This window comes from Mesorhizobium sp. Root102 (assembly GCF_001425625.1).
Lineage (GTDB): Bacteria > Pseudomonadota > Alphaproteobacteria > Rhizobiales > Rhizobiaceae > Mesorhizobium.
Genome location: NZ_LMCP01000048.1, coordinates 216895 through 240789 on the forward strand (window position 1 = coordinate 216895; position 23895 = coordinate 240789).

A 23895-nucleotide genomic window follows, 5' to 3' on the forward strand; every position below is an offset into this window, starting at 1 on the left:
ATGCCGGTAAAATATCTCCCCTGGATCACCCGCGACATGCTGCATGCGGAGCGCGAGGCGCGCTTCGTCTTCGGCGACAACACGCGGCGCGTCGGCCTTGGCGGCCAGGCAGCATCCATGCGCGGCGAGCCGAACGCGATCGGCGTTGCCACGCTCTATGCGCCGGGCCGCTACTATCGGCCGGATGATCCGCTGGCGCTCGCCACCGTCGTCGACGATCTCGGCGACGTCGCGCTGGCCCTCAATCAAGGCCTGACGATCTACGTCCCGACCGACGGTCTGGGCACCGGCCTTGCCCGTCTCCCTGAAAATGCACCCGCTCTGCACCGGCTGATCGTCGCGTTCTTCAGCGCCGCACCTGGCGAGCCTTGCCCCTGGAAGGCCATCTGAAAATGGCCCGCACGAAAAAATCCGCCGCTGCCGTCGCCGCCGACCAGGTCGACGCGCCGATCATCACCTATAAAGGCTTCAACCCAGACATGACCTGCCGTGGTTTCCAGTACGAATTCGGCAAGGCCTACACGATCAGCGGCGAGATCGTCGCCTGCGAGCGCGGCTTTCACGCCTGCGAGCACCCGCTTGGCGTGCTCGGGCACTATGCACCTTCGACCAGCATATATGCCGTGACCGAGCAGCGCGGACCGTTCGCCCGCGAGGAAGGCTTGACCGATACAAAGGTCGCGTCAGCGCAGATCACCGTGACGGCAAGGATCGAACTGCCGGAGCTGATCGCCGCCGCGGTGAAATACGTTTTCGACCGAGCCAAATGGATCAGCGGCTCGTTTGCCGCCGGCGACGGCGAAGGCGTCAAGTCGGAAAAGCACGGGGGCGCTGCCACCGCATCGGGCGGCCAGGGCGCTGCCACCGCATCGGGCGACCAGGGCGCTGCCACCGCATCGGGCGACCAGGGCGCTGCCACCGCATCCGGATACCAGGGCGCTGCCACCGCATCCGGATACCAGGGCGCTGCCACCGCATCGGGCGACCGGGGCGCTGCCACCGCATCGGGCGACCAGGGCGCTGCCACCGCATCCGGATACCATGGCGCTGCCACCGCATCGGGCACGCGAGGCGCTGCCACCGCATCTGGATGGTGGGGCGCTGCCACCGCATCGGGCGACCAGGGCGCTGCCACCGCATCGGGCGACCAGGGCGCTGCCACCGCATCGGGCATGCGAGGCGCTGCCACCGCATCTGGATGGTGGGGCGCTGCCACCGCATCGGGACGCTGGGGCGCTGCCACCGCATCGGGCGGACAGGGCGCTGCCACCGCATCGGGCGACCATGGCGCTGCCACCGCATCGGGACGCTGGGGCGCTGCCACCGCATCGGGCTTTGAAGGCAAGGCACGCGGCAAGGATGGCTGCGCATTGTTCCTGGTCGAGCGCTCGACCAATGGCGAGATCCTGCACGCATGGGCAGGCATCGCCGGTCGGGATGACGTCAAGCCGGACACATTCTATCGCCTGGTCGACGGCAAGCCGATCGAGGTTGCGTAGGACCTATGTCGCGTTCCGCCAAAAGAAAGCCGGTGACGCTGGACGAGATCGAGGCCGGCCTTGATCTCGTCGCCAGACGCATGGAGAAGCTTGGCACGCGCGCCGAGCTATACCTGCCCATCTGGCGGGCGCTCGAACGTGAGCGCGAAAAGCGCGTCGAGGCATCGACGATCCTCGCCGCCGCCAGGGCGCGCCTTACACGATCGCAGGATCGAACGGCAGGACAATCTTCGTAAGCTCTTTGCGGCGCCAGTCGAGCGAACCGCCTGAGCCGTACTTCGGCCGGTCGACGGTATGCCCCATCAACAAACGACGCAGCTCATCATCGATCCCCGCCTCTTTCATCCGGTCCTCAAAGGAATGGCGGAACGAATACACCGTGTGCAGCCTGGTGGGCAGCAGCGAATTCGCGCGCAGAAAATGATTGAGCGTTGCCGACAGATCATTCTCACGGTTTCGGTAGCGAGGGAAGCCGGCCTTGTGCTGCTCTGCGGCAGCCAGTGCGACACCGACGAGCGGCACCAGTCGACGCGACGATTCCGTCTTGATCTCACGCGGGTTAGCCGGATCTTCGCGCGGCTCGATCGACAAATGCGGCACCTTGTTGGAAAGGCGGATGGCATGCGGTTCCAGATTGCAGATCTCGCTTGGTCGCGCCCCGGTCTCGATCAGGATCAACAAGATACCCCTTGCCTCTTCATTCAGCGTGGCAAGATTACCGGGCTTCAGGACTGTATCACGTATCCACTCGGTCGGGATTGGCGGGCGAGACCGCTTTTTCTTCAGAGAGAAGCTGAGGCCATCGAATGGATTTTCCCGCCGGGCATCGCCCTGGTATTTGAAATAGGCCTCGTAGAGGACGCGCATGTTGCCGAGGTCGCGGTTACCCGACGATGCGCCGGCCGTCGCCGAGCCTTCCTTGGGCGCGATGCGCCCCAGCCAGTGCCGGTAGACCTTCTTGGCATCGTCTATGGTGATTTCTTCCATCGGCTTGTCGCTGACCAGCTTGATGAAATTGTTGACGGCACGCCGCTTGACCTTTTTCCACTGGTCCTTTTGCACCTGGCTTTTGCCGATCAGCTCGTCGGCGACGATCTCGTCACAATAGAGGTCGAATGCCTTGCTCACCGTCATCTTCGGGACGTCCACGGCCCCGAGCAGCGGATCGGCGATCTGATCCTCATTGTCGGTGGCAAGCACGTGACGGATACGATCCATGAGATCGTCAAACGCCTCCGGCTGTTCGAAATACTCGGCCCCATGGAATGTGAAATCGAGCGCCTCGACCCGCTTGACTGCCGCCTCGTAGCGCCGGCGCGCCGGATCGGTGACGCCCTTGGTGATCAGCGACGCCCAGAGCGCATCATCGGCGGCCTCAAGCAGATCGCGCTTGCGACGCGCCAGTCCGCGATCGTCCGTCTTCAGCGAGGCGCGCACGTGCGGCGCACGCTCGTCGAGATGCGCGATCGTCACCGGCACGCGACGCTTGTAGTGATAATTCCCCTGCCGAAGGGTAAGGTATCTGTCAGGATCAGTTCGGGTTCGATTTCGACCCATGCGCGCACCTGCAAAAAGCCCATCGGGGCAAGCTGTGTGGCGCAATTAGTGGCACAAAACGAGCGAAATTTGCAAGGCCGGAAAAATCGAATGTCATTTTCTACAATGAAATCAAGGCGCTATGGCTCGATTTCGGGGAAAATACTGGTGCGGTCGAGAAGACTCGAACTTCCACGGGTTGCCCCACAGCGACCTCAACGCTGCGCGTCTACCAATTCCGCCACGACCGCACGTGGTAGGAGCCGGAACTCACCGGCTCGCGGCGTGTAGCAAATCGTTTCCGGCGAAACAAGTGCACGGAGCGCAATAATCGCCAGCGATTGGCATAACGCTCCACAGGATTGGAATGCGGGGCCGGAACTGGACGTTTGCGCCAGATATCGCCATATGGAGGCAAGTGCATGCGCCCAAAAGTGCAAGGCGGTTTTGGGATCGCGACATGCATAAGCGAAAAGACGAAATGCCATGCCAGAACGCAGCCAGATCGCCACGTCGTTCCTGCCGCTCCCCGGCTCAGTACCGGTTGAATGGCGCATCGAACCTGGTCTTACCGCCTATCCCGATGCGCTTGCCTTCATGGAGGCGCGCGCCGAGGCGATCCGAAGCGGCGGCGCCGGCGAAATGGTCTGGCTGGTCGAACATCCGCCGCTCTACACGGCCGGCACCAGCGCCCGCGGCGAGGACCTGATCGACGCGAACCGATTCCCGGTGTTTTCGGCAGGACGCGGCGGCGAATACACCTATCATGGGCCGGGCCAGCGGGTCGCCTATGTGATGCTTGACCTCAAGCGGCGGCGCGAGGATGTCCGCGCCTTTGTCGCAGCACTCGAACAATGGATCATCGGCACGCTCGCCGCCTTCAACGTGCATGGCGAACGCCGCGAGGACCGGGTTGGCGTCTGGGTGGTGCGACCGGATCGCCCTGCTTTGCCGGACGGCTCGCCGGCCGAGGACAAGATCGCGGCAATTGGCATCCGGCTGCGACGCTGGGTGAGCTTTCACGGCATCGCCATCAATGTCGAGCCGGACCTCGACCATTTCAGCGGCATCGTGCCCTGCGGCGTGCAGGACCACGGCGTCACCAGTCTTGTCGACCTCGGCCTTCCCCTGACAATGGCCGACCTTGATCTGGCGCTGAAATCCGCCTTCGAGGATGTCTTCGGTCCCGCCACGGCTTTGCCTGTCGACGCCCCGCGCAAGGCCAGTTGAGCCTTCCTGATCCGGTACGGCTCAGATCAGCTGAGCGGACGCCCACAAAACGCCGTAGCCATGGATGGCGAACACCGCCAGCAGCGCTGCCGCCATGGCGAAGCGGTCGATGGTGTGGATCGGCTTCAGCTCGTGACGCGGCTTTACCCCGCTGCTCATCGTCAGCAGGCTGAGGATCGAAAACACCGCTCCCGAAGCGAGCAGAAAATTGGAGGAAAAACCGGCCCGCCACCCCACTGCCAGGAAGGCCGAGAGCAGGAAGAACGAGGCCAGCGCCAGCGCAATCGGCCCCGGGCAGATCTGACGCAGCACCTGGCCGCCGTCGAACTTCCACACCGGCACCAGATTGGCGATGTTGAACAGGGCGGCAAACCCCGCCAGAGCCGCCAGCAGCATTGCCGCAAGCCGATGTCCTTCCGCGCCGGCAAAGGTGCTTGCGGCGATTGCGATCGGCACCAGGAAGGCGGAAAAGCCGGCACCCATCAGCGCCACGAAGGCCACCTCGAAACGGCTATCATAGGGCCGGCCGCCAATGGCGATGCCGCCGAGCAGCGGAATGAAGATCATCCGCGCCCTGTTGTGGCCCATCAGGCGAAACGCCGCCATGTGGCCGAGCTCGTGCAGGGCGACAACCGATGTAAGGATCGCCGCCAGCGCCAGCCCGCCGAAATGAAGGCCGAAGAACGGCCACAGGATCAATGCCGACAGCGCGGCGAAGCCGACCTGGCTCAGCGGATGCTCGAACCAGCCGCCCTTGCGATATTGCCCGGTCCGCGCCCAGCGCTGCAGCTTGGAGAGTTCGCGGCGCATGGCGAAATAGCGGAACACCAGGAAGGCAACGCCGCGGTAGCGATCGGTCTGGCTGAGCGTCACCCGCGTACCGTTGCCCTCGGAAACGAGTTCTGCGGTTTCGCGAAAATCCTTCCAGAACGAAGCGTCCAGCGCGGTGTCCTCGAGGACACGCATCGAGAAGCGGCTGCCCTCGACCACGTCTTCAAACCGCGACTTGCGCTCGATCGGCCTGCCGTCGCGGCCTTCCCAGGACAGCATGATTCGAGCCACCCCCTCGCCGTCAGGCGCTTCGGCCCAGAGTATCTCACCGGACCAGCCGGCATCGCTGCCGAGCGGCCACAGCGCCTGCCAGAGGCGCTGCCGGTCCGCTGCTATCACGCGGCTTAGCCGGATCGTGCGCAGACCAAGCGGCACGGTCATCAAGAGAAAGATCAGCCCGAGATTGCTGGCCACGAGAATGGCCGTGACGATGGGCGACACGCAACGCTCCTTGTCTTTCGGGGCACCCTAACGTCGCGGCGGCAAGAAAAGCTTAACGGCGGAACGGTCTTCGACCGCGCAGGACCAGCGGCAACGAACGCCGCCAAATCACATGGCGCCGATCCAGATCGCCATGGAAACGAGAAAGGTGCTCATGCAAACCAGTGAGATGACATCCTGAACCAGATCGGTCATAACTCTCTCCTGTTGTTGATATGTTCGCAGTTTGTTCTAATTTTGTTTCAATGTCAACGAGCACAATCCGGCTGCGACCGGAATTTTCAGGCGATCAAATCAGCAGGGTTAAGAAAAGGTTGAGGACCGAGCGGCAGCCACCGATGGGCCAGATACAGGCATCAGTGGCGGACTGACGGCGAGCCCGCCAAGGTTTGTCGAGACCGAGGTCAGCCCGAACCGAGAGGCACCACTTTGCCGTCGGCCAGCGTCACCCGCCGGTCCATGCGCGATGCCAGATCGTGATTGTGGGTGGCGATCAGCGCCGCGAGGCCCGATTGCTTGACCAGCGCCGCCAGCGCCTCGAACACATAGGAGGCGGTGACCGGGTCGAGATTGCCGGTCGGCTCATCCGCCAGCAGCACCAGCGGCGCATTGGCGACCGCACGCGCAATGGCGACGCGCTGCTGCTCGCCGCCGGAGAGCTCGGACGGCCGGTGCGATGCGCGCTTGCCGATCTGCATGTAGTCGAGCAGCTGTGCCGCGCGCTCGGCCGCGTCCTTGCGGCTCAGCCCTTTGATGAGCTGCGGCATCATGATGTTTTCCAGCGCCGAGAATTCCGGCAGCAGGTGATGGAACTGGTAGACGAAGCCGACATCGTTGCGGCGGATCGCCGTGCGCTCGTCATCGGAGAGCCGCCCGCAGGCACGACCGGCCAGGATGACGTCGCCGGCGTCGGGACGCTCCAGCAGGCCGGCGGTGTGCAGCAGCGTCGACTTGCCGGTGCCGGACGGCGCCACCAGCGCCACCATCTCGCCGCGCTTCAGCGCGAAATCGGCGCCGTTGAGAATGGTGAGCTTGCGCGGCCCCTGGACATAGTGCCGCTCGACGCTCTTCAGCTCGATAATGACCTCGGCCACTACTCGTACCTCAAGGCTTCGACCGGATCGAGCCGGGCGGCCCGCCATGCCGGAAACACCGTTGCCAGGAAGGACAGACCGAGCGCCATCAGGATGACATAGGTCGTCTCGCGCGGATCCATCTTCGCCGGCAGCTGGCTGAGGAAATAGAGCTCCGGGTTGAACAGCACCTTGCCGGTCATCCACGAGAAGAACTGGCGGATCGATTCGATGTTGGAGCAGATCAGCACGCCGAGCAGCACGCCGGCGAGCGTGCCCGTCACGCCGATCGCCGCCCCCGTCATCAGGAAGATGCGCAGGATCGCGCCGCGCGAGGCCCCCATCGTGCGCAGGATGGCAATATCATGCCCCTTGTCCTTCACCAGCATGATCAGGCCGGAGATGATGTTCAGCGCCGCGACCAGCACGATCAGCGTCAGGATCATGAACATGACATTGCGCTCGACCTGCAGGGCGGAGAAGAAGGTCTCGTTGCGCTGGCGCCAGTCGACCATGTCGATCGGCCGTTGCGCCGCCGCCTCCACCTTCGGTTTCAGCGCGTCGACATCATCGGGATTGTCGACATAGATCTCGATCGTCTGCGCCCGCCCGTCCATGTTGAAATAAAGCTGAGCTTCGGTGAACGGCATGTAGACGATGGAGGTGTCGTATTCGGACATGCCGACTTCGAAGATCGCCGAGATCTTGTAGCCCTTCATGCGCGGCGTCGTGCCAATCGGTGTCACGTCGCCGTCCGGCGAGATCAAGGTGATGGTGTCACCAAGCGTCAGGCCGAGATTCTCGGCCATGCGCTTGCCGATGGCAACGCCCTCGCCGCTGTCGAAATCGGCGATCGAGCCCTGTTTGATGTTGCTGGCGACGATGGCGATCTTGCCGAGGTCCTCGCCGCGTATGCCGCGCACCAGCGCTCCGGTTCCGCCGCCGACATTACCCTGCGCCAGCACCTGGCCGTCGATCAGCGGGATGGCGTATTTGACGCCGGGCACGCCGTTGATGCGGCTGGCGACCTGCGCGTAGTCCTCCAGCGGCGAATCGAGCGGCTGCACGATGAGATGGCCATTGACGCCGAGAATGCGCGTCAACAGCTCCGCCCTGAAGCCGTTCATCACCGCCATCACCACGATCAGCGTGGCGACGCCCAGCATGATGCCGAGGAAAGAGATCGAGGCGATCACCGAGATCACCGTCTCCTTGCGCCGCGAGCGCAAATAGCGCCACGCGACCATGCGCTCGAAGATGGAAAAGGGTCCGGCGCCCGCCGATCTTGCCGCCACCGCCTCGCTCATGCGGCGACACCGAAGCGCTTTTTCGCGTCCGCGATCGGCAGCGTCTCGCGCTCGCCGGTCTTGCGATTCTTGATCTCGATCTCGCCGCTGGCCACGCCACGCGGCCCGACGATCACTTGCCATGGCAGGCCGATCAGATCGGCGGTGGCGAACTTGCCGCCGGGCCGCTGGTCGGTGTCGTCGTAGAGCACGTCCTTGCCGGCGGCGACGAAAGCGGCATGCAGCTCGTCGCAGACGCGGTCGCACTCGGCGTCCCCCGCCTTCATGTTGATCAGCCCGATGTCGAACGGCGCCACCGCTTCCGGCCAGATGATGCCGTTGTCGTCATGGCTGGCCTCGATGATCGCCGCGACCAGCCGCGACGGACCGATGCCGTAGGAGCCGCCGGAGACGAAATGATCCTTGCCGTCGGGCCCGGTCACCTTGGCGCCCATGGGCTTCGAATATTTGTCGCCGAAATGGAAGATATGGCCGACCTCGATGCCGCGCGCCGAAACCTTGTCGGTTTCGCCGATCTTTTCCCACGCCGCCTCGTCATGCATCTCGTCGGTGGCGGCGTAGGGCGTCGTCCATGTCTTGACGATGCCGGCGATCTCGGCGTCGTTGGCAAAATCGGTATTGGCGCCGGGTACATCAAGCGAAAGATAGTCGCGGTGGCAGAAGACCTGGCTCTCGCCGGTGTCGGCGAGGATGATGAATTCATGGCTGAGATCGCCGCCGATCGGCCCGGTGTCGGCCCGCATCGGTATAGCCTGCAGCCCCATGCGCGTGAAGGTCCTGAGATAGGACACGAACATCCTGTTGTAGGCCGCCTTGGCGCCCTCGAAGTCGAGGTCGAAGGAATAGGCGTCCTTCATCAGGAATTCGCGCGACCGCATGACGCCGAAGCGCGGCCGCACCTCGTCGCGGAACTTCCACTGGATGTGGTAGAGATTGAGCGGCAGGTCCTTGTAGGACTTCACATAGGCGCGGACGATCTCGGTGACCACTTCCTCATTGGTCGGGCCGTAGAGCATGTCGCGGTCCTGCCGGTCCTTGATGCGCAGCATCTCCTTGCCGTAGTCGTCATAGCGGCCGCTTTCGCGCCACAGATCGGCCGACTGGATGGTCGGCATAAGGATTTCTAGCGCCCCGGCGCGATTCTGTTCCTCGCGGATGATGCGGCAGACCTTGTCCAGAACCCGCTTGCCGAGCGGCAGCCACGAGAAACTGCCCTGCCCCTGCTGGCGGATCATGCCGGCGCGCAGCATCAGCCGGTGCGAGACGATCTCGGCCTCGCGCGGATTTTCTTTGAGGATGGGCAGGAAATAGCGCGACAAACGCATGGACTGGTCCGTGAGTGAGGATGGCCGCGTCAGAATCGGCGCGACTTTGGCTTGCTTGACCCGGCTTCATAGCCATTTCATGGCGGAATGGGAACCCAAACCCGGCGGCGCAGTGCCGCACGCCTCTTACTGGACGTTTCGAAAGCAAAGCCTGCCATACTATTGTGCAGTGCAGCACGAGAATGCCTGTTTCGAGGCAAAATTCTTCGTGACATTTTCATTCGCGTTAGGCTAATGTGCCCCGATAACCGAGAGGGCAGAAAAAAATCTGCTCTCCTACGCGGTCAAAGTCTTGGGAGGATGCGATCTAGGCGCGGTTACTCGCTGCCGCCGGAAACCGGAAACAGATCGGACGCGTTTAAATTGCAAGGCCTTGTGCCTTGCATTTTTTTTGAGCAATCATCTGCTTAGCGCAATGCGTTGCCAAACCACCTTACCCTGCGTCAGCACGCCCCCGACCACAAAACGGCACGGCATTTCCGTTCGAAACCGCGCATGGTTCCTACGGATGAAAACGTCTTTGCCGGACAGTCTATTTGGGCCCGACAGCCTATTTGGCTGGCGTCTGGCCGAAATCCGGCACGATGTGCGGGATGTCGTTGAGGCTGTATCCCAGGCCATGCGTCAGGCCATAGAAAATGCCCATCAGGATCGCGGTGGCGACGGTGGTGCGGATCACGGCGCGCAGCATGTGGGGGCCGCGCGGCGCGCTTGGAACCGTACCCAGCGTCACATCATGATCGTCGTCCTGCGTCTTCACGCTGAACGGCAGCACGGCAAACAGCACCACCCACCAGGTCGCGAAAAACAGGGCGGTGAACGAAACCCAGCTCATGATTGCTCCAGTTCGATCAGCGTGCCGAAGAAATCCTTCGGATGCAGGAACAGCACCGGCTTGCCATGGGCGCCGATCTTCGGGTTGCCGTCGCCCAGCACGCGGGCGCCGGCAGCCTTGAGCTTGTCCCGCGCTGCCAGGATGTCGTCGACCTCGTAGCAAAGATGGTGCATGCCGCCGGAAGGGTTCTTCGCCAGGAAGGCGGCGATCGGCGACCCCTCGCCCAAAGGCTCCAGGAGTTCGATCTTGGTGTTGCCGACATTGACGAACACCACCGTGACGCCATGCTCCGGCAGCGCCTGCGGTTCGGTCACTTCGGCGCCGAGCGTGTCGCGATAGGCGGCGACGGCAGCCGTCAGCTCCGGCACCGCAAGCGCGACATGGTTCAGACGTCCGAGCATAAAATATTCCGAAAGCTAGGGGAGCAGGGGAATAAGGGAGTATGTGAGTAGGGAAAAACAAGTTGATGCAACAATTTGCCTTCCCTATTTCCCTACTCCCGTATTCCCTTCGTCACCTTGTGACGAATACAGTCACCAGCGGTTTCTTGCCCCAGGCTTCGTTGGCGGCGCCGCGCACGGCGCGCCTTACCGCCTCTTGCACCATGTCCAGGTCTTTTCGGCGCTGACGGGGGATCGAGTCCACCGCGCCGATTGCCGCATCGATCATCAGGTCCTCGAGCGCGTCGCCACGGCCATCGGCCTCGGCGACGCCGATGGCGACCAGATCGGGGTCTCCGGCAAGCTCATATTTGTCGTCGAGCACGACATTGACCGCGACATGGCCGGCAAAGGACAGTTTGCGCCGGTCGCGGATGCCCATCGCCTGGTCGGTGCCGATCAGCCTGCCGTCCTTGTAGACGCGGCCGAACGGCACCTGGTCGATGATGGTCGCAGGGCCGGGAGCGAGCCTCAGCATGTCGCCGTCGCGCACCTGCGCCACCTGGCCGATGCCGGACGTCGACATCAGCGATCCCTGCGCCACCAGATGCGCCGCCTCGCCATGCACGGGAACGCCGATCTGCGGCCGCACCCATTCATACATCTTGCGCAATTCGCTGCGCCGCGGATGGCCGGAGACATGCACCAGCGCGTCGCCATCCTCGATGATCTTGATACCGAGGTCGATGAGACGGTTCTTGATCTCGAGGATCGCCTTCTCGTTGCCGGGAATGGTACGCGAGGAAAACACCACCGTATCGCCTGCCGTCAGCGACACGGACTTCATCTCTTCGCGCGACAGCTTGGCCAGTGCGGCAAGCGGCTCGCCCTGGCTACCGGTGCAGATGATGACCAGGTTTTCACGCGGGATGAAGCCAAAATCCTCCTCGGCGATGAACTCCGGCAGACCGTCCATGTAGCCGAGTTCGCCAGCCACATCGATGACCCGCTTCAGCGAGCGGCCGAGCACCAGGCACTGGCGGCCGGCATCGCGTGCAGCCCTGGCTATGGAGACGATGCGTCCGACATTGGAGGAAAACGTGGTGACGGCGACGCGGCCCTTGGCAGCCTGGATGACGCCCTTGAGGCCTTCGCCCACGGCCACTTCCGAAGGCGACTCGCCTTCGCGCAGCGCATTGGTCGAATCGCAGATCAGCGCCAGGACGCCCTTGTCGCCATAGGCTCGGAAACGCGCCTCGTCGGTCTTCGGCCCGATCGTCGGCTCCGGATCGATCTTCCAGTCACCGGTGTGGATAACGGTGCCGGCCGGCGAGGTGATCGCCAGCGACATCGGTTCGGGGATCGAGTGCGCGACAGGAATGGCTTCGATCTCGAAGGGGCCGACGGTGAATTTTTCCCCCGCTTTGTAGATCGTGACCGGTATTTTCGGCGCGCCCTGCTCGCCTTGCCGCTTGGCTTCGAGCAAGCCGGCGCTGAACGGCGTCATCCAGACCGGCGCCTTCAGCTTCGGCCAGGTGTCGAGCAGCGCGCCGTAATGGTCTTCATGCGCATGCGTGATGATGATGCCGCGCAGATTGGCGAGGTTCTCCTCGATGAAGCGCGTGTCGGGCAGCACAAGGTCGACGCCGGGCAGACTGGCATCAGGGAAGGTCACACCGACATCGATGACGATCCATTCGCGCGCACTGGGCGGGCCGTAGCCGTAAAGTGCGAAGTTCATGCCGATCTCGCCGACGCCGCCGAGCGGCACGAAGACGAGTTCGGCGTTTTCCGCTTTCGCCATGATTTTTCCCTTCCTGGCCCTCAGGCCAAGTCCATAAAGCAATTCCAGGAAAAGTGTGTAACGGGTTTTCCCACAGGAATTGCTAAAAAAACAAACACTTAGAGCCGTTTGTGAACGGCTCTAAGCTCTGGCCGAAGCGACCGCGCCGAAATGCACGTCGCCGGCGGCTATCGTCAGAACCGAACCTTCATCGTCGCGGATCACGAAACGGCAGTCCTCGTCAATGGTTTCAAACACCCCACGCACCACATTACCGTCAATTCTGACAGCAACCTCGCCGCCGAGCCCCGCCGCGCGAGCCAACCACCGTCGCCTGATGGCGGCAAGTCCGCGCCCCTCATCCCACAACCGGGCATTCTCGCTCCAGGCATCCGACAGCGCTAGGAACAGTGTTTCCGCATCGCATGCCGCACCCAGCGCGCGCAAGGATGTTGCGGGATAAGGCAAATCCTCGGGGTATGCCACCACATTGACGCCGATGCCGACCGCCACTGCGAAACGGCCGCCTTCCAGGATCGCCGATTCCAGCAGGATGCCGGCCAGCTTGGCGCCGGAGGCAAGCACGTCATTCGGCCATTTCAGCTCGAAACGGTTTTTTCCTTCGCTGCCACCGTCAAGGCCTATGGCGATCCGGCCCTTCGGCACCACGGCGTCGAGCGCGTCCGCCAGCGCCAGTCCGGCGACGAAGCCCAGCGTTGCGGCAAGGCGAAGTTCTGCCCTGGTGATGACGAGCAGCGTCGCCGCGAGGTTGCCTTCGGGGGTCGCCCACACACGGCCCCGCCGGCCGCGCCCGCTTTCCTGCTTCTTGGAAACGACCCACAATTTGCCCGGGTCGCCTGCCCTTGCGTGATCCAGTGCCAGCGCATTGGTGGAGCCGACACTGTCATGCGCCTCGAGCCGGAACCCTTCCGACGCCGAGGTTGGAGCCAGCCGAAATGCCATGCCGGCTAGAAAAACGTCTTGGCGGCGGCTTCGGCATAGGTGCCGATCGGTCCGCCGATCAGCACATAAAACAGCACGAAGGCGCCGGAGACGCCGAGCACGACACGCAATTCCGTCGCCATCGGCACAAAGCCGCCGACCGGTTCGTCGAACCACATGATCTTGATGATGCGCAGGTAATAATAGGCGCCCACCACCGAGGCCAGCACGCCGATGATCGCCAGCGCGTAGAGATGGGCGTTGATGGCGGCGAGGAAGACGTACCACTTCCCCCAGAAACCGGCGAGCGGCGGGATGCCGGCCAGCGAGAACATCAGGATGGTCAGGATCGTCGCCATGATCGGATTGGTCGACGACAGGCCGGCCAGATCGCTGATCTGCTCGACATTGCCTTCCTTGCGCCGCATGGCGAGGATAAAGGCGAAAGTGCCGAGCGTCATCACCAGATAGATCAGCATGTAGATGGCAACGCCGCGCACGCCGGCCTGGCTGTTGGCGGCAAGGCCGACCAGCGCGTAGCCCATATGGCCGATCGAGGAATAGGCCATCAGCCGTTTGATGTTGGTCTGGCCGATGGCAGCAAAAGCGCCCAGCGCCATCGAGGCGATGGAGATGAAGACGATAATCTGCTGCCAGTCGGAGGCGATCGGCTTGAACGCGCCCATGGTGGCGCGCACCATCAGCGCCATCGCCGCCATCTTCGGTGCCGCCGCCAGGAAGGCCGTCACCGGCGTCGGTGCGCCCTCATAGACGTCCGGCGTCCACATGTGGAACGGCACCGCCGAAATCTTGAATGCAAGGCCGGCCAGCACGAAGACCAGGCCGAAGACGAGGCCAAGCTGGCGCTCGCCGCTGCCCAGCGCCGAAGCGATCTCCTGGAAGCCGGTGTTGCCGGTGTAGCCATAGACCAGGCTGATGCCGTAGAGCAGCATGCCCGACGACAGCGCGCCGAGGACGAAATATTTGAGGCCAGCCTCGGTCGAACGCAGATTGTCGCGATTGATCGCGCACAGCACGTAGATCGCCAGCGACTGCAGCTCGAGGCCGAGATAGAGCCCGATCATGCTGTTGGCCGAGATCATCAGCATCATGCCGAGCGTGCTGAGCAGCACCAGCACCGAATATTCGAACTTGTCGAAATGCTCCGCCCTGGCGAAGCGCATCGACATCGCCAGCGTCACCGCCGAGCCGACCAGCGCCAGCACCTTCATGAAACGGGCAAAGGAATCCTGGATGAAGGCATTGCCATAGGCGCTGCCCTGCCCGGTTTGGAAGATCAGCCAGGCGCCCGCGACCACCAGCACGGCGACGGCAAGGCCGGTCACCGTGTTGGCGGTGTTGGCGCGCGAATAGGCGCCGACCATCAGCAGCGCCAGCGCGCCGACGGCAAGGATCAGCTCTGGCGTCGAGAGCGACAGGCTGGAGAGAAGGTCCGGCGTCATGGTTCGCAAAACCCCTGGGTCAGTTCGCCGCCGCGGTCTGCGCGGCGCCGATGGATGCAGTGACATTGGTGACGAGCGACTTGACCGATTCGGCCGTCGCGTCGAAGACGGGTGCGGGATAAACGCCGAAGAAGATGACCAGCACGACCAGCGGATAAAGGATCACCTTCTCGCGCGGCGACAGGTCGAGCAGGCCCTTCAGGCTGTCCTTGGTCAGCGCGCCGAAGATCACCCGGCGATAGAGCCAGAGTGCGTAGGCAGCCGACAGGATGACGCCGGTGGTGGCGAAGAATGCCACCCAGGTGTTGACCCGGAACACGCCAAGCATGGTCAGGAACTCGCCGACGAAGCCGCTGGTGCCTGGCAGGCCGACATTGGCCATGGTGAAGATCAGGAACACCGTGGCGTATTTCGGCATGTTGTTGACCAGCCCGCCATAGGCCGCGATTTCGCGTGTGTGCATGCGGTCGTAGATGACGCCGACGCACAGGAACAGCGCGCCGGAGACGAGGCCGTGGCTGAGCATCTGGAAGATCGCGCCCTGCACGCCTTCCTGGTTCATGGCGAAGATGCCCATGGTGACGAAGCCCATATGGGCGACCGACGAATAGGCGATCAGCTTCTTCATGTCCTCCTGCATCAGCGCCACCAGCGAGGTGTAGATGATGGCGACGACCGAGAGCGCGAAGATCAGGGGCGCGAACATTTCGGACGCCAGCGGGAACATCGGCAAGGAGAAACGCAGGAAGCCATACCCGCCCATCTTCAACAGGATGGCGGCCAGGATCACCGAGCCTGCCGTTGGCGCCTCGACGTGCGCGTCGGGCAGCCAGGTGTGCACCGGCCACATCGGCATCTTCACCGCAAAGGAGGCGAAGAAGGCAAGCCATAGCCAAGTCTGCATGTTGGCCGGGAAATTGTGCGTCAGAAGCGTCGGGATGTCGGTCGTGCCTGACTGGAAGAACATCGCCATGATGGCGAGCAGCATCAGCACTGAGCCGGCCAGCGTGTAGAGGAAGAACTTGAACGAGGCATAGACGCGCCGCTTGCCGCCCCAGACGCCGATGATGATGAACATCGGGATCAAGCCGGCCTCGAAGAAGACGTAGAACAGCACAATATCCAGCGCGCAGAACACGCCGATCATCAGCGTTTCGAGCAGCAGGAAGGCGATCATGTAGGCCTTGACGCGCTTCTCGATCGCCTCCCACGAGGCCAGGATGCAAAGCGGCATCAGGAACGTGGTCAGGATGACGAACAGCATCGAGATGCCGTCGACGCCCATATGGTAGGAGATGCCGGAATCGAGCCAGGCGACCTTCTCCACGAACTGGAAGCCTGCCTGAGAATTGTCGAAGCCGGTCCAGATGAACAGCGAGATGATGAACGTGAACGTCGTCGTCAACAGCGCGATGGCGCGGATGTTGCGGCGTGCATTTTCGCTGTCATCATTGATGAACAGGATAAGCAGCACACCAACCAGCGGCAGGAAGGTGACCAGCGAGAGGATTGGCCAGGCGGTCATCAGAGCATCATCCAGGTGACGAGTGCGGCAACGCCGATCAGCATGGCGAAGGCATAATGATAGAGGTAGCCGGTCTGCAGCTTCACGACGCGGTTGGTGACATCGACGACGCGAGCGGAAATGCCATCCGGGCCGAGGCCGTCGATGACGGTGCCATCGCCGGTCTTCCACAGGAAATGGCCGAGGCGCTTGGCGGGCCGCACGAACAGGAAGTCGTAGAGCTCGTCAAAGTACCACTTGTTGAGCAGGAAGGCGTAGAGCCCGCGATGCTGGGCGGCCAGATTGGCAGGCATTTCCGGCGAGCGGATGTAGAACTTCCAAGCCAGCGCCCAGCCGATCAGCATGGCGATGAAGGGCGATAGCTCGACCCACAGCGGCAACTCGTGGATATCGTGCAGGATGTGGTTTTCCGGCAGCGTGAACAACGACGCCTTCCAGAACTCGGCATAGCCCTCGCCGATGAAGGCGCCGTGGAAGATGATGCCTGCAAACAGCGCGCCCGCCGCCAGGACGAACAGCGGCACCAGCATCACCGGCGGCGATTCGTGGACGTGGTGCATCACCTCATGGCTCGCCCGCGGCTTGCCGTGGAAGGTCATGTAGATCAGCCGCCAGGAATAGAAGGCGGTGAAGCCAGCGGCGACGACCAGCGCTACGAAGGCCATGCCGGCAACCGAATTGTGGCCGGCAAAGGCGCTCTCGACGATGGCATCCTTGGAGAAGAAACCGGCGGTGCCGATGACCGTCACCGGTATGCCGACGCCGGTCAGCGCCAGCGTGCCGATCACCATCATCCAGTAGGTGGTCGGGATCAATTTCCTGAGGCCGCCCATCTTGCGCATGTCCTGCTCGTCGGAGACGGCATGGATGACCGAGCCCGAGCCGAGGAACAGCAGCGCCTTGAAGAAGGCATGGGTGAACAGGTGGAAGATGGCAGCGCCATAGGCGCCGACGCCAAGCGCCACGAACATGTAGCCGAGCTGCGAGCAGGTCGAATAGGCGATGACGCGCTTGATGTCGTTCTGGACGAGGCCGACCGTCGCCGCGAAAAAGGCGGTGAAGGCGCCGATGAAGGTCACCACCGTCAGCGCCGAATGCGACAGTTCGAACAGCGGCGACAGCCGCGCCAGCATGAACACGCCGGCCGTCACCATGGTGGCGGCATGGATCAGTGCGGAAACCGGCGTCGGGCCTTCCATGGCATCCGGCAGCCAGGTGTGCAGCGGCACCTGCGCCGACTTGCCCATGGCGCCCATGAACAGCAGCAGGCAGACGACCGTCATGGCCGCCTGCTTGTCCAGCGCATAGCCGAGGAAGGTCAACACGGCCGCGCCATGCGGCGCGCCCTCAGCCGGGATGAACGTCGCCGCATTGGCGAAGATGGTGCCGAGATTGACCGAGCCGAACAGCACGAACAGGCCGAAGATGCCGAGCGCGAAGCCGAAGTCGCCGACGCGGTTGACGACGAAGGCCTTGATGGCGGCGGCATTGGCCGACGGCTTCTTGTACCAGAAGCCGATCAGCAGGTAGGAAGCGAGACCGACCCCTTCCCAGCCGAAGAACATCTGCACCAGATTGTCGGCCGTCACCAGCATCAGCATGGCGAAGGTGAACAGCGACAGGTAGGCAAAGAAGCGCGGCCGGTTCGGATCGTGGTGCATGTAGCCGATCGAATAGATATGAACCAGCGCCGACACGGTGTTGACCACCACCAGCATCACCACCGTCAGCGTGTCGATACGCAAAGCCCAGGCCGCTTCCAGGCCGCCTGACTGGATCCAGCGCAGCACCGGCACGGTGAACACCTCGCCATGGCCGAAGCCGACAGTGAAGAAGGCGACCCACGACAGCACGGCCGCGATCACCAGGAAACCGGAGGTGATGTATTCGGACGCCTTGGCGCCGAGCGACGTGCCGAACAGGCCGACGATCAGGAAGCCGAGCAGGGGAAGGAAGACGATGGCCTGATACATGGTGGTTCCGTCAACCCTTCATCATGTTCACGTCTTCGACCGCGATCGAGCCGCGGTTGCGGAAGAAGACGACGAGAATGGCAAGTCCGATGGCGGCCTCGGCCGCCGCGACCGTCAGCACGAACAGCGCGAACACCTGGCCGACCAGATCGCCGAGTGCGGCCGAAAAAGCGACGAAATTGATGTTGACCGCAAGCAGGATCAGTTCGACCGACATCAGGATGACGATGACGTTCTTGCGGTTCAGGAAGATGCCGAACACGCCGAGCGTGAACAGGATCGCCGATACGGTCAGATAATGCGCGATGCCGACAACCATCTCAGAGTCCCTCGCCTGTCTTGACCTTGCGGATTTCCATGCCGGTCGCAGGCGTGCGGCCGACCTGGGCTGCGATCGACTGCCGCTTGACGCCTGGTTTGTGGCGCAGCGTCAGCACGATGGCGCCGATCATAGCGACCAGCAGCACGAGGCCCGAAATCTGGAAATAGTAGAGGTAGTCGGTATAGAGGATGTCGCCGAGCGCGGCCGTGTTGGTTCGCGTGGCGAGATCCGGAATGGGCTTGGAGACCGTCGAGGCAAGCTGCGGCGCGAATGTGTAGCCGCCGAGCACGACGATCAGTTCGGCTGCCAGGATCAGCCCGACCAGCGCGCCGATCGGCGCATATTGCAGGGCGCCGCTCTTCAACTCGGCGAAATCGACGTCGAGCATCATGACGACGAACAGGAACAGCACCATCACCGCGCCGACATAGACGACGAGCAGGATCATCGCCAGGAACTCGGCCCCGGTCAGCATGAACAGGCCAGCGGCGTTGAAGAAGGTCAGGATCAGGAACAGCACCGAATGCACGGGGTTGCGCGACGAAATGACCATGAACGCCGACGCCACCGCGACAAAGGCGAAGAGGTAGAAAAAGGCCGCCTCTAGTCCACTCAACATTGGGGATCCCCCGGTTCCTGTACAAACAGGACACTCGTCCTGTTTGTTGTCTCTGGCCTGGTTCCGCCTCCGGTTCCAAAGCCGCGTTGTCCTTAGACGAGGCCCCTCGCCCCGTCCATGCGTCAAATATCAGCGGTAGGGCGAGTCCAGCGAGATGTTGCGCGCCAGTTCGCGCTCCCACCGGTCGCCATTCGCCAACAGCTTGTCCTTGTCGTAGTAGAGTTCCTCGCGCGTTTCCGTCGCGAATTCGAAATTCGGCCCCTCGACGATGGCGTCGACCGGGCAGGCTTCCTGGCAGAAGCCGCAATAGATGCACTTCACCATGTCGATGTCGTAGCGCACCGTGCGGCGCGTGCCGTCATTGCGGCGCGGTCCGGCCTCGATGGTGATGGCCTGCGCCGGGCAGATTGCCTCGCACAGCTTGCAGGCGATGCAGCGTTCCTCGCCGTTGGGATAGCGGCGCAAGGCGTGCTCGCCCCGGAAGCGCGGGCTGGTCGGCCCCTTCTCGTGCGGATAGTTGATCGTCTCCTTCGGCGCGAAAAACTGGCGCATCGACAGGAAGAAGGCGCTGACAAAATCCTGCAGCAGCAGCGATTTTGCGGCTTGGGAAAGAGCGCTCATTGTTGTGCTCCAAACGTCGTTACTGCCAGTATCGCACCCAGGACGGACCAAAAAACTGGCATAAAATAGCGATAAGCAAACGTGGTCGCCGCTCCAAGCTTGCTCTTGTTCCAACCCAAGATCGGCATCACATATCCGGCCGGCAGCCTTTCCTGGCTTTTAAGCACGAATGGCAAGACGGCGACGTAGCCGAATGCCGCAACCGCCAATCCGCAGACCACACCGATCAGTCCAAGCGAAACTGTGCTCATGCCCATCCCGCGATCTTGAGGACGGCAGCGGTGGCAACCACCATGAACAGCGAGATCGGCAGGAACACTTTCCAGCCGAGCCGCATCAGCTGGTCGTAGCGGTAGCGCGGCACGAAAGCCTTGACCATGGAAATGCCGAAGAACACGAAGCAGACTTTCAGCACGAACCAGATGACACCCGGCACCCATGTGAACGGCGCGAAATCGAAGGGCGGCAACCAGCCGCCGAGGAACAGGACGGTGGCCAGCGCGCACATCAGCACGATGGCGACATACTCACCAAGGAAGAACAGCAGGAACGGCGTCGATGAATATTCGACCATGTGGCCGGCGACCAGTTCCGATTCGGCTTCCACCAGATCGAAGGGCGGACGGTTCGTCTCGGCCAGTGCCGAGATGAAGAAGATGATGAACATCGGAAACAGTGCCAGCCAGTTCCAGTCGAGGAAGGTGTTGGGCAGGCCAAGCTTGGTGCCCAGCCCATCATGCTGCGACAGCACGATGTCGGACAGGTTGAGCGAGCCGGCGGTAAGCAGAACGGTGACGATGACGAAGCCGATCGAGACTTCGTAGGACACCATCTGAGCCGCAGAACGCAGCGCGCCGAGGAACGGATATTTCGAGTTGGACGCCCAGCCGCCCATGATCACGCCATAGACCTCGAGCGAGGAGATGGCGAAGACATAGAGGATGCCGACATTGACGTTGGCGATCGCCCAGCCCTGGCTGACCGGGATGACCGCCCAGGCCGAAATCGCCAGCACCGCCGACACCAGCGGCGCCAGCAGGAAGACGCCCTTGTTGGCGCCCGACGGAATGATCGGTTCCTTGAAGACGAATTTCAGCAGATCGGCGAAGGCCTGCAGCGTGCCCCAGGGACCGACGACGTTCGGACCACGGCGCAGTTGCACCGCCGCCCAGATCTTGCGGTCGGCGTAGAGGATGTAGGCGACGAAGATCAAAAGCACGACGATCAGCACGACCGACTTCAAGAGGATCAGCAGCGCCGGCAGCACGTAAAAGGAGAAGAAAGTGTCCATGCTTATTCCGCCGCCTGCTTGAAGCCGCTCTTGGCCAGCGCCGAGCATTCCGCCATCACGGCCGATGCCCGCGCGATCGGGTTGGTCAGGTAGAAATCCTTCACCGGCGAGGTGAAGGTGCCCTTGTTCAGCCGCCCGCCGAGCTTCGCCACTTTGGCGATGTCCTCGGCATTGCCGGCCGCGACCTGATCGATGCGGGCCAGATGCGGGTGCTCGCCGTAGAGCTTGGCGCGCAGCTGCGGCAGCGAATCGAACGGCAGTTTTTTGCCCAGCACATCCGACAGTGCCCGCAGGATAGCCCAGTCCTCGCGCGCGTCGCCGGGCGCGAAACCGGCGCGGTTGGTCTGCTGCACGCGGCCTTCCGTGTTGACATAGGTGGCCGATTTTTCGGTGTAGGCAGCCGCCGGCAGGATGACGTTGGCGCGGTGCGCGCCCTGGTCGCCATGCGTGCCGATATAGACGACGAAGGCGCCGCCGGTCTTGGCCATGTCGATCTCGTCGGCGCCGAGCAGGAACAACAGCTCCATTTCGCCCAGCATGCCGGCAACGCTCTTGCCACCCTCGCCCGGCACGAAGCCGAGATCGAGACCGCCGACACGTCCGGCCGCATTGTGCAGCACGGCAAAGCCGTTCCAGTCCGCGCGGGCAGCGTTAACGGCGGCGGCAAGCTTGGCCGCCTGGCCGAGCACGGCCGCGCCATCGGCGCGCGACAGCGCGCCCTGGCCGACGATGATCAGCGGATGCGTCGCCTTCTTCAGCGTCTGGAAGAACTTGCCGTTGCCGTCCGCCAGATCCTTCAGCGAATCCGGTCCGGCGCCCAGCTGTTCGTAGTCATAGCGCGTGTCGCCGACATCGCCGATGAGGCCGACCGGCAGATTGCCGATCCGCCAGCGCTTGCGGATGCGGGTGTTGAGCACCGAGGCTTCATAGCGCGGGTTGGCGCCGATGATCAGCACCGCATCCGCCTGCTCGATGCCTTCGATGGTCGGGTTGAAGATGTAACTGGCGCGCCCGAGCGCCGGATCGAGCGCGGCGCCATCCTGGCGGCAATCGGTATTCTTCGAGCCGAGCGAAGCCATCAGCAGCTTGAGCGCGTAGATTTCTTCAACGGCGGCGAGATCGCCCGAAATGGCGCCGATCTTTTCGGGTGACGCCTTCGACACCGCGTCCTTGATCGCGGCAAAGGCCTCGGCCCAGCTCGCGGGAACCAGCTTGCCGTCCTTGCGCACATAGGGGCGGTCGAGGCGCTGCGTGCGCAGACCGTCCCAGATGAAGCGGGTCTTGTCGGAAATCCACTCCTCGTTCACCTGCTCGTTGACGCGCGGCAGGATGCGCATCACTTCGCGGCCCCGGCTATCGACGCGGATCGCCGAGCCGACGGCATCCATCACGTCGATGGATTCGGTCTTGGTCAACTCCCACGGCCGCGCCTGGAAGGCGAAGGGTTTTGACGTCAGCGCGCCGACCGGGCAAAGGTCGATGACATTGCCCTGCAGTTCGGACGTCATCGCGCTTTCGAGATAGGTGGTGATCTCGGCATCCTCGCCGCGGCCGATCAGGCCAAGCTCGGAAATGCCGGCGACTTCCGTGGTGAAGCGGACGCAGCGCGTGCAATGGATGCAGCGGTTCATCACCGTCTTGACCAGCGGTCCGATATATTTGTCTTCGACCGCGCGCTTGTTCTCATGAAAGCGCGAGGAATCGACGCCGAAGGCCATCGCCTGGTCCTGCAGGTCGCATTCGCCGCCCTGGTCGCAGATCGGGCAATCCAGCGGATGGTTGATCAGCAGGAACTCCATCACGCCTTCCCTGGCCTTCTTGACCATCGGCGTGTTGGTGAAGATTTCCGGCGCTTCGCCATTCGGCCCCGGACGCAGGTCGCGCACGTTCATGGCACAGGAAGCCTGCGGCTTGGGCGGCCCGCCCTTCACCTCGATCAGGCACATGCGGCAATTGCCGGCGATCGACAGCCGCTCATGGAAGCAGAAGCGCGGCACTTCCGCGCCAGCATCTTCCGCCGCCTGCAGCAGCGTGTAATGGTCGGGTACAGTGATCTCTTTCCCGTCGACCTTGAGCTTTGCCATTCGCCTCAAACCCCTGCGGAGTTCCCGCAATCTCTTGTTCCGGGCACGGTCGAAACCGGACCCGGCATTTCATTCACTTCTTGACGGCGAGTGCCGCCGCTTGGGCTGTCCAATCGTCGCGGCCGATGCGGCCGGTGAGCGACAGATAATCCTCGACCCAGGCAACCTCTTGCGGCGTCCATGCCGCGATCTGGCCATACGTCCAGATGCCCAGGCCGTTGAGAACCTTTTCCAGCTTGGGTCCGATGCCCGATATCGCCTTGAGATCCGCCGGTTTCGCCGGCTTTTCCATGGCATTGGGCTGCCTGAAATCCTCGGGCATCAGCACGCCGGCGGCGTCGCTTTCTGCCGGACCGGCGTTTGCCACCGGCGCCACGGTGGCGGCTTCCTTGGCGGCTATATCGGTGACCTCCTGTGCGAACGACTGCGCCTCGGCGATCATGGTTTTCGCCGTCGCCCGCGCCCTGGTGGAGGAAGAGTTAGGGTCGTCGAACTGCGCGACGCGCGCCTCGAAATCATCGACGATCGGCTGCAGCAGCCGCTGCGAAGCTTCGGCCGCTCCCGAAAGCGCACCTAGCCAGACGCCGAAAGCGTGGTTGGCCAGCCCAAGGCCAAGCGCCGACATCGCCGCCGCACCCGCCACAGGATGCACGAGAAGGTTGACGGCGCTGGCCATCTCCTTCGGCATCATCCTGGTCAGGTCCTGGTTCATCTTCTCGATCTGGTCCAAATTGGGCATCAACGGATTGGGTGTCGAATACGGCGCCATAGATATCTCCTGGTCGTTTTTTCGTTCGCCCGCCCCGGGTTGTCTC

The 23895-nt window shown here is 62.9% G+C and carries 23 protein-coding genes and 1 tRNA gene; 4 read left to right on the plus strand and 20 right to left on the minus strand.

The window, feature by feature from the left end; genetic code table 11:
- Genes ASD12_RS32270 through ASD12_RS32280 form a run of 3 tightly spaced genes read left to right on the plus strand, consistent with a single transcriptional unit; the run spans position 1 to position 1735 of the window.
- Positions 1-390, plus strand: coding sequence for a hypothetical protein (locus ASD12_RS32270; RefSeq protein ID WP_056596686.1), 390 nt, complete (start codon positions 1-3; stop codon positions 388-390).
- Positions 391-392: 2 nt separating this feature from the next.
- Entirely contained in the window at positions 393-1499 is a 1107-nt protein-coding gene (locus ASD12_RS32275; protein WP_056596689.1) for a hypothetical protein, read from the plus strand.
- A 5-nt stretch (positions 1500-1504) separates the two neighbouring features.
- A complete protein-coding gene (locus tag ASD12_RS32280) occupies positions 1505-1735 on the plus strand; it encodes a hypothetical protein (protein ID WP_056596692.1) in 231 nt (76 codons plus the stop codon).
- Here ASD12_RS32280 and ASD12_RS32285 read toward each other — a convergent pair.
- Complete coding sequence (locus tag ASD12_RS32285) at positions 1695-3056, minus strand: tyrosine-type recombinase/integrase (protein WP_056596695.1); 1362 nt, start codon at positions 3054-3056, stop codon at positions 1695-1697. The two genes, ASD12_RS32280 and ASD12_RS32285, sit on opposite strands and share 41 nt — an antisense overlap.
- Positions 3057-3201: 145 nt before the next feature.
- Positions 3202-3286, minus strand: a tRNA-Leu gene (locus ASD12_RS32290).
- A 235-nt stretch (positions 3287-3521) separates the two neighbouring features.
- On the opposite strand from ASD12_RS32290, the gene lipB reads away from it, so the two are divergent.
- The gene (lipB, locus tag ASD12_RS32295) at positions 3522-4265 is read left to right on the plus strand and encodes a lipoyl(octanoyl) transferase LipB (protein WP_056596698.1); all 744 of its coding nucleotides are present in this window, start codon (positions 3522-3524) and stop codon (positions 4263-4265) included.
- A 21-nt stretch (positions 4266-4286) separates the two neighbouring features.
- Here lipB and ASD12_RS32300 read toward each other — a convergent pair whose 3' ends face one another.
- From ASD12_RS32300 to ASD12_RS32390, 18 genes are all read right to left on the minus strand, one after another.
- Complete coding sequence (locus ASD12_RS32300; protein WP_056596701.1) at positions 4287-5537, minus strand: hypothetical protein; 1251 nt, start codon at positions 5535-5537, stop codon at positions 4287-4289.
- Between the two features lie 404 nt (positions 5538-5941).
- Complete coding sequence (locus tag ASD12_RS32305) at positions 5942-6679, minus strand: ABC transporter ATP-binding protein (protein ID WP_200950967.1); 738 nt, start codon at positions 6677-6679, stop codon at positions 5942-5944.
- Positions 6631-7917 (minus strand): lipoprotein-releasing ABC transporter permease subunit, encoded by a 1287-nt coding sequence (locus ASD12_RS32310; protein WP_056596707.1) that lies wholly within the window; start codon positions 7915-7917, stop codon positions 6631-6633. The genes ASD12_RS32305 and ASD12_RS32310 overlap by 49 nt, the downstream gene beginning before the upstream one ends.
- A complete protein-coding gene (proS, locus tag ASD12_RS32315) occupies positions 7914-9242 on the minus strand; it encodes a proline--tRNA ligase (protein ID WP_056596710.1) in 1329 nt (442 codons plus the stop codon). Before proS ends, ASD12_RS32310 begins: the two co-directional genes overlap by 4 nt.
- A gap of 550 nt (positions 9243-9792) precedes the next feature.
- Positions 9793-10077 (minus strand): DUF1467 family protein, encoded by a 285-nt coding sequence (locus ASD12_RS32325; RefSeq protein ID WP_056596715.1) that lies wholly within the window; start codon positions 10075-10077, stop codon positions 9793-9795.
- Complete coding sequence (gene mce / locus ASD12_RS32330; RefSeq protein WP_056596718.1) at positions 10074-10478, minus strand: methylmalonyl-CoA epimerase; 405 nt, start codon at positions 10476-10478, stop codon at positions 10074-10076. Before mce ends, ASD12_RS32325 begins: the two co-directional genes overlap by 4 nt.
- A 112-nt stretch (positions 10479-10590) precedes the next feature.
- Complete coding sequence (locus ASD12_RS32335) at positions 10591-12261, minus strand: ribonuclease J (RefSeq protein WP_056596721.1); 1671 nt, start codon at positions 12259-12261, stop codon at positions 10591-10593.
- Between the two features lie 120 nt (positions 12262-12381).
- The gene (locus ASD12_RS32340; protein WP_056596724.1) at positions 12382-13203 is read right to left on the minus strand and encodes a biotin--[acetyl-CoA-carboxylase] ligase; all 822 of its coding nucleotides are present in this window, start codon (positions 13201-13203) and stop codon (positions 12382-12384) included.
- Positions 13204-13208: 5 nt separating this feature from the next.
- Positions 13209-14645 (minus strand): NADH-quinone oxidoreductase subunit NuoN, encoded by a 1437-nt coding sequence (gene nuoN, locus ASD12_RS32345; protein ID WP_056596728.1) that lies wholly within the window; start codon positions 14643-14645, stop codon positions 13209-13211.
- A gap of 19 nt (positions 14646-14664) precedes the next feature.
- On the minus strand, positions 14665-16170 hold the full coding sequence (locus tag ASD12_RS32350) for an NADH-quinone oxidoreductase subunit M (protein ID WP_056596730.1): 1506 nt from the start codon (positions 16168-16170) through the stop codon (positions 14665-14667).
- Positions 16170-18143 carry an NADH-quinone oxidoreductase subunit L gene (nuoL, locus tag ASD12_RS32355; RefSeq protein WP_056596732.1) on the minus strand — a complete coding sequence of 658 codons (1974 nt, stop codon included), beginning with the start codon at positions 18141-18143 and terminating at the stop codon, positions 16170-16172. The genes ASD12_RS32350 and nuoL overlap by 1 nt, the downstream gene beginning before the upstream one ends.
- A 10-nt stretch (positions 18144-18153) precedes the next feature.
- Positions 18154-18462, minus strand: a complete 309-nt coding sequence (gene nuoK, locus ASD12_RS32360) for an NADH-quinone oxidoreductase subunit NuoK (RefSeq protein ID WP_019858930.1) — start codon at positions 18460-18462, stop codon at positions 18154-18156.
- 1 nt (position 18463) lies between these two features.
- On the minus strand, positions 18464-19084 hold the full coding sequence (locus ASD12_RS32365; RefSeq protein ID WP_013531099.1) for an NADH-quinone oxidoreductase subunit J: 621 nt from the start codon (positions 19082-19084) through the stop codon (positions 18464-18466).
- A gap of 129 nt (positions 19085-19213) precedes the next feature.
- Entirely contained in the window at positions 19214-19705 is a 492-nt protein-coding gene (gene nuoI / locus ASD12_RS32370; RefSeq protein WP_023812382.1) for an NADH-quinone oxidoreductase subunit NuoI, read from the minus strand.
- Positions 19702-19956: a hypothetical protein gene (locus ASD12_RS32375; RefSeq protein ID WP_156388928.1), complete on the minus strand. Its 255-nt coding sequence runs from the start codon at positions 19954-19956 to the stop codon at positions 19702-19704. The genes nuoI and ASD12_RS32375 overlap by 4 nt, the downstream gene beginning before the upstream one ends.
- Positions 19953-20996 (minus strand): NADH-quinone oxidoreductase subunit NuoH, encoded by a 1044-nt coding sequence (nuoH, locus tag ASD12_RS32380; protein ID WP_056596737.1) that lies wholly within the window; start codon positions 20994-20996, stop codon positions 19953-19955. The genes ASD12_RS32375 and nuoH overlap by 4 nt, the downstream gene beginning before the upstream one ends.
- Positions 20997-20998: 2 nt before the next feature.
- Positions 20999-23080 (minus strand): NADH-quinone oxidoreductase subunit NuoG, encoded by a 2082-nt coding sequence (gene nuoG / locus ASD12_RS32385; protein WP_056596740.1) that lies wholly within the window; start codon positions 23078-23080, stop codon positions 20999-21001.
- 73 nt (positions 23081-23153) lie between these two features.
- Positions 23154-23849 (minus strand): hypothetical protein, encoded by a 696-nt coding sequence (locus ASD12_RS32390; RefSeq protein ID WP_056596748.1) that lies wholly within the window; start codon positions 23847-23849, stop codon positions 23154-23156.
- Between the last annotated feature and the right edge of the window lie 46 nt (positions 23850-23895).

Excerpts from the sequence above, each read along its gene's own strand:
- ASD12_RS32270 (WP_056596686.1), top strand. The coding sequence starts at position 1 with ATGCCGGTAAAATATCTCCCCTGGATCACCCGCGACATGCTGCATGCG.
- ASD12_RS32275 (WP_056596689.1), top strand. The coding sequence starts at position 393 with ATGGCCCGCACGAAAAAATCCGCCGCTGCCGTCGCCGCCGACCAGGTC.
- ASD12_RS32280 (WP_056596692.1), top strand. The coding sequence starts at position 1,505 with ATGTCGCGTTCCGCCAAAAGAAAGCCGGTGACGCTGGACGAGATCGAG.
- ASD12_RS32285 (WP_056596695.1), bottom strand. The coding sequence starts at position 3,056 with ATGGGTCGAAATCGAACCCGAACTGATCCTGACAGATACCTTACCCTT.
- lipB (WP_056596698.1), top strand. The coding sequence starts at position 3,522 with ATGCCAGAACGCAGCCAGATCGCCACGTCGTTCCTGCCGCTCCCCGGC.
- ASD12_RS32305 (WP_200950967.1), bottom strand. The coding sequence starts at position 6,679 with ATGGCGGGCCGCCCGGCTCGATCCGGTCGAAGCCTTGAGGTACGAGTA.
- ASD12_RS32310 (WP_056596707.1), bottom strand. The coding sequence starts at position 7,917 with ATGAGCGAGGCGGTGGCGGCAAGATCGGCGGGCGCCGGACCCTTTTCC.
- proS (WP_056596710.1), bottom strand. The coding sequence starts at position 9,242 with ATGCGTTTGTCGCGCTATTTCCTGCCCATCCTCAAAGAAAATCCGCGC.
- ASD12_RS32325 (WP_056596715.1), bottom strand. The coding sequence starts at position 10,077 with ATGAGCTGGGTTTCGTTCACCGCCCTGTTTTTCGCGACCTGGTGGGTG.
- mce (WP_056596718.1), bottom strand. The coding sequence starts at position 10,478 with ATGCTCGGACGTCTGAACCATGTCGCGCTTGCGGTGCCGGAGCTGACG.
- ASD12_RS32335 (WP_056596721.1), bottom strand. The coding sequence starts at position 12,261 with ATGGCGAAAGCGGAAAACGCCGAACTCGTCTTCGTGCCGCTCGGCGGC.
- ASD12_RS32340 (WP_056596724.1), bottom strand. The coding sequence starts at position 13,203 with ATGGCATTTCGGCTGGCTCCAACCTCGGCGTCGGAAGGGTTCCGGCTC.
- nuoN (WP_056596728.1), bottom strand. The coding sequence starts at position 14,645 with ATGACGCCGGACCTTCTCTCCAGCCTGTCGCTCTCGACGCCAGAGCTG.
- ASD12_RS32350 (WP_056596730.1), bottom strand. The coding sequence starts at position 16,170 with ATGACCGCCTGGCCAATCCTCTCGCTGGTCACCTTCCTGCCGCTGGTT.
- nuoL (WP_056596732.1), bottom strand. The coding sequence starts at position 18,143 with ATGTATCAGGCCATCGTCTTCCTTCCCCTGCTCGGCTTCCTGATCGTC.
- nuoK (WP_019858930.1), bottom strand. The coding sequence starts at position 18,462 with ATGGTTGTCGGCATCGCGCATTATCTGACCGTATCGGCGATCCTGTTC.
- ASD12_RS32365 (WP_013531099.1), bottom strand. The coding sequence starts at position 19,084 with ATGTTGAGTGGACTAGAGGCGGCCTTTTTCTACCTCTTCGCCTTTGTC.
- nuoI (WP_023812382.1), bottom strand. The coding sequence starts at position 19,705 with ATGAGCGCTCTTTCCCAAGCCGCAAAATCGCTGCTGCTGCAGGATTTT.
- ASD12_RS32375 (WP_156388928.1), bottom strand. The coding sequence starts at position 19,956 with ATGAGCACAGTTTCGCTTGGACTGATCGGTGTGGTCTGCGGATTGGCG.
- nuoH (WP_056596737.1), bottom strand. The coding sequence starts at position 20,996 with ATGGACACTTTCTTCTCCTTTTACGTGCTGCCGGCGCTGCTGATCCTC.
- nuoG (WP_056596740.1), bottom strand. The coding sequence starts at position 23,080 with ATGGCAAAGCTCAAGGTCGACGGGAAAGAGATCACTGTACCCGACCAT.
- ASD12_RS32390 (WP_056596748.1), bottom strand. The coding sequence starts at position 23,849 with ATGGCGCCGTATTCGACACCCAATCCGTTGATGCCCAATTTGGACCAG.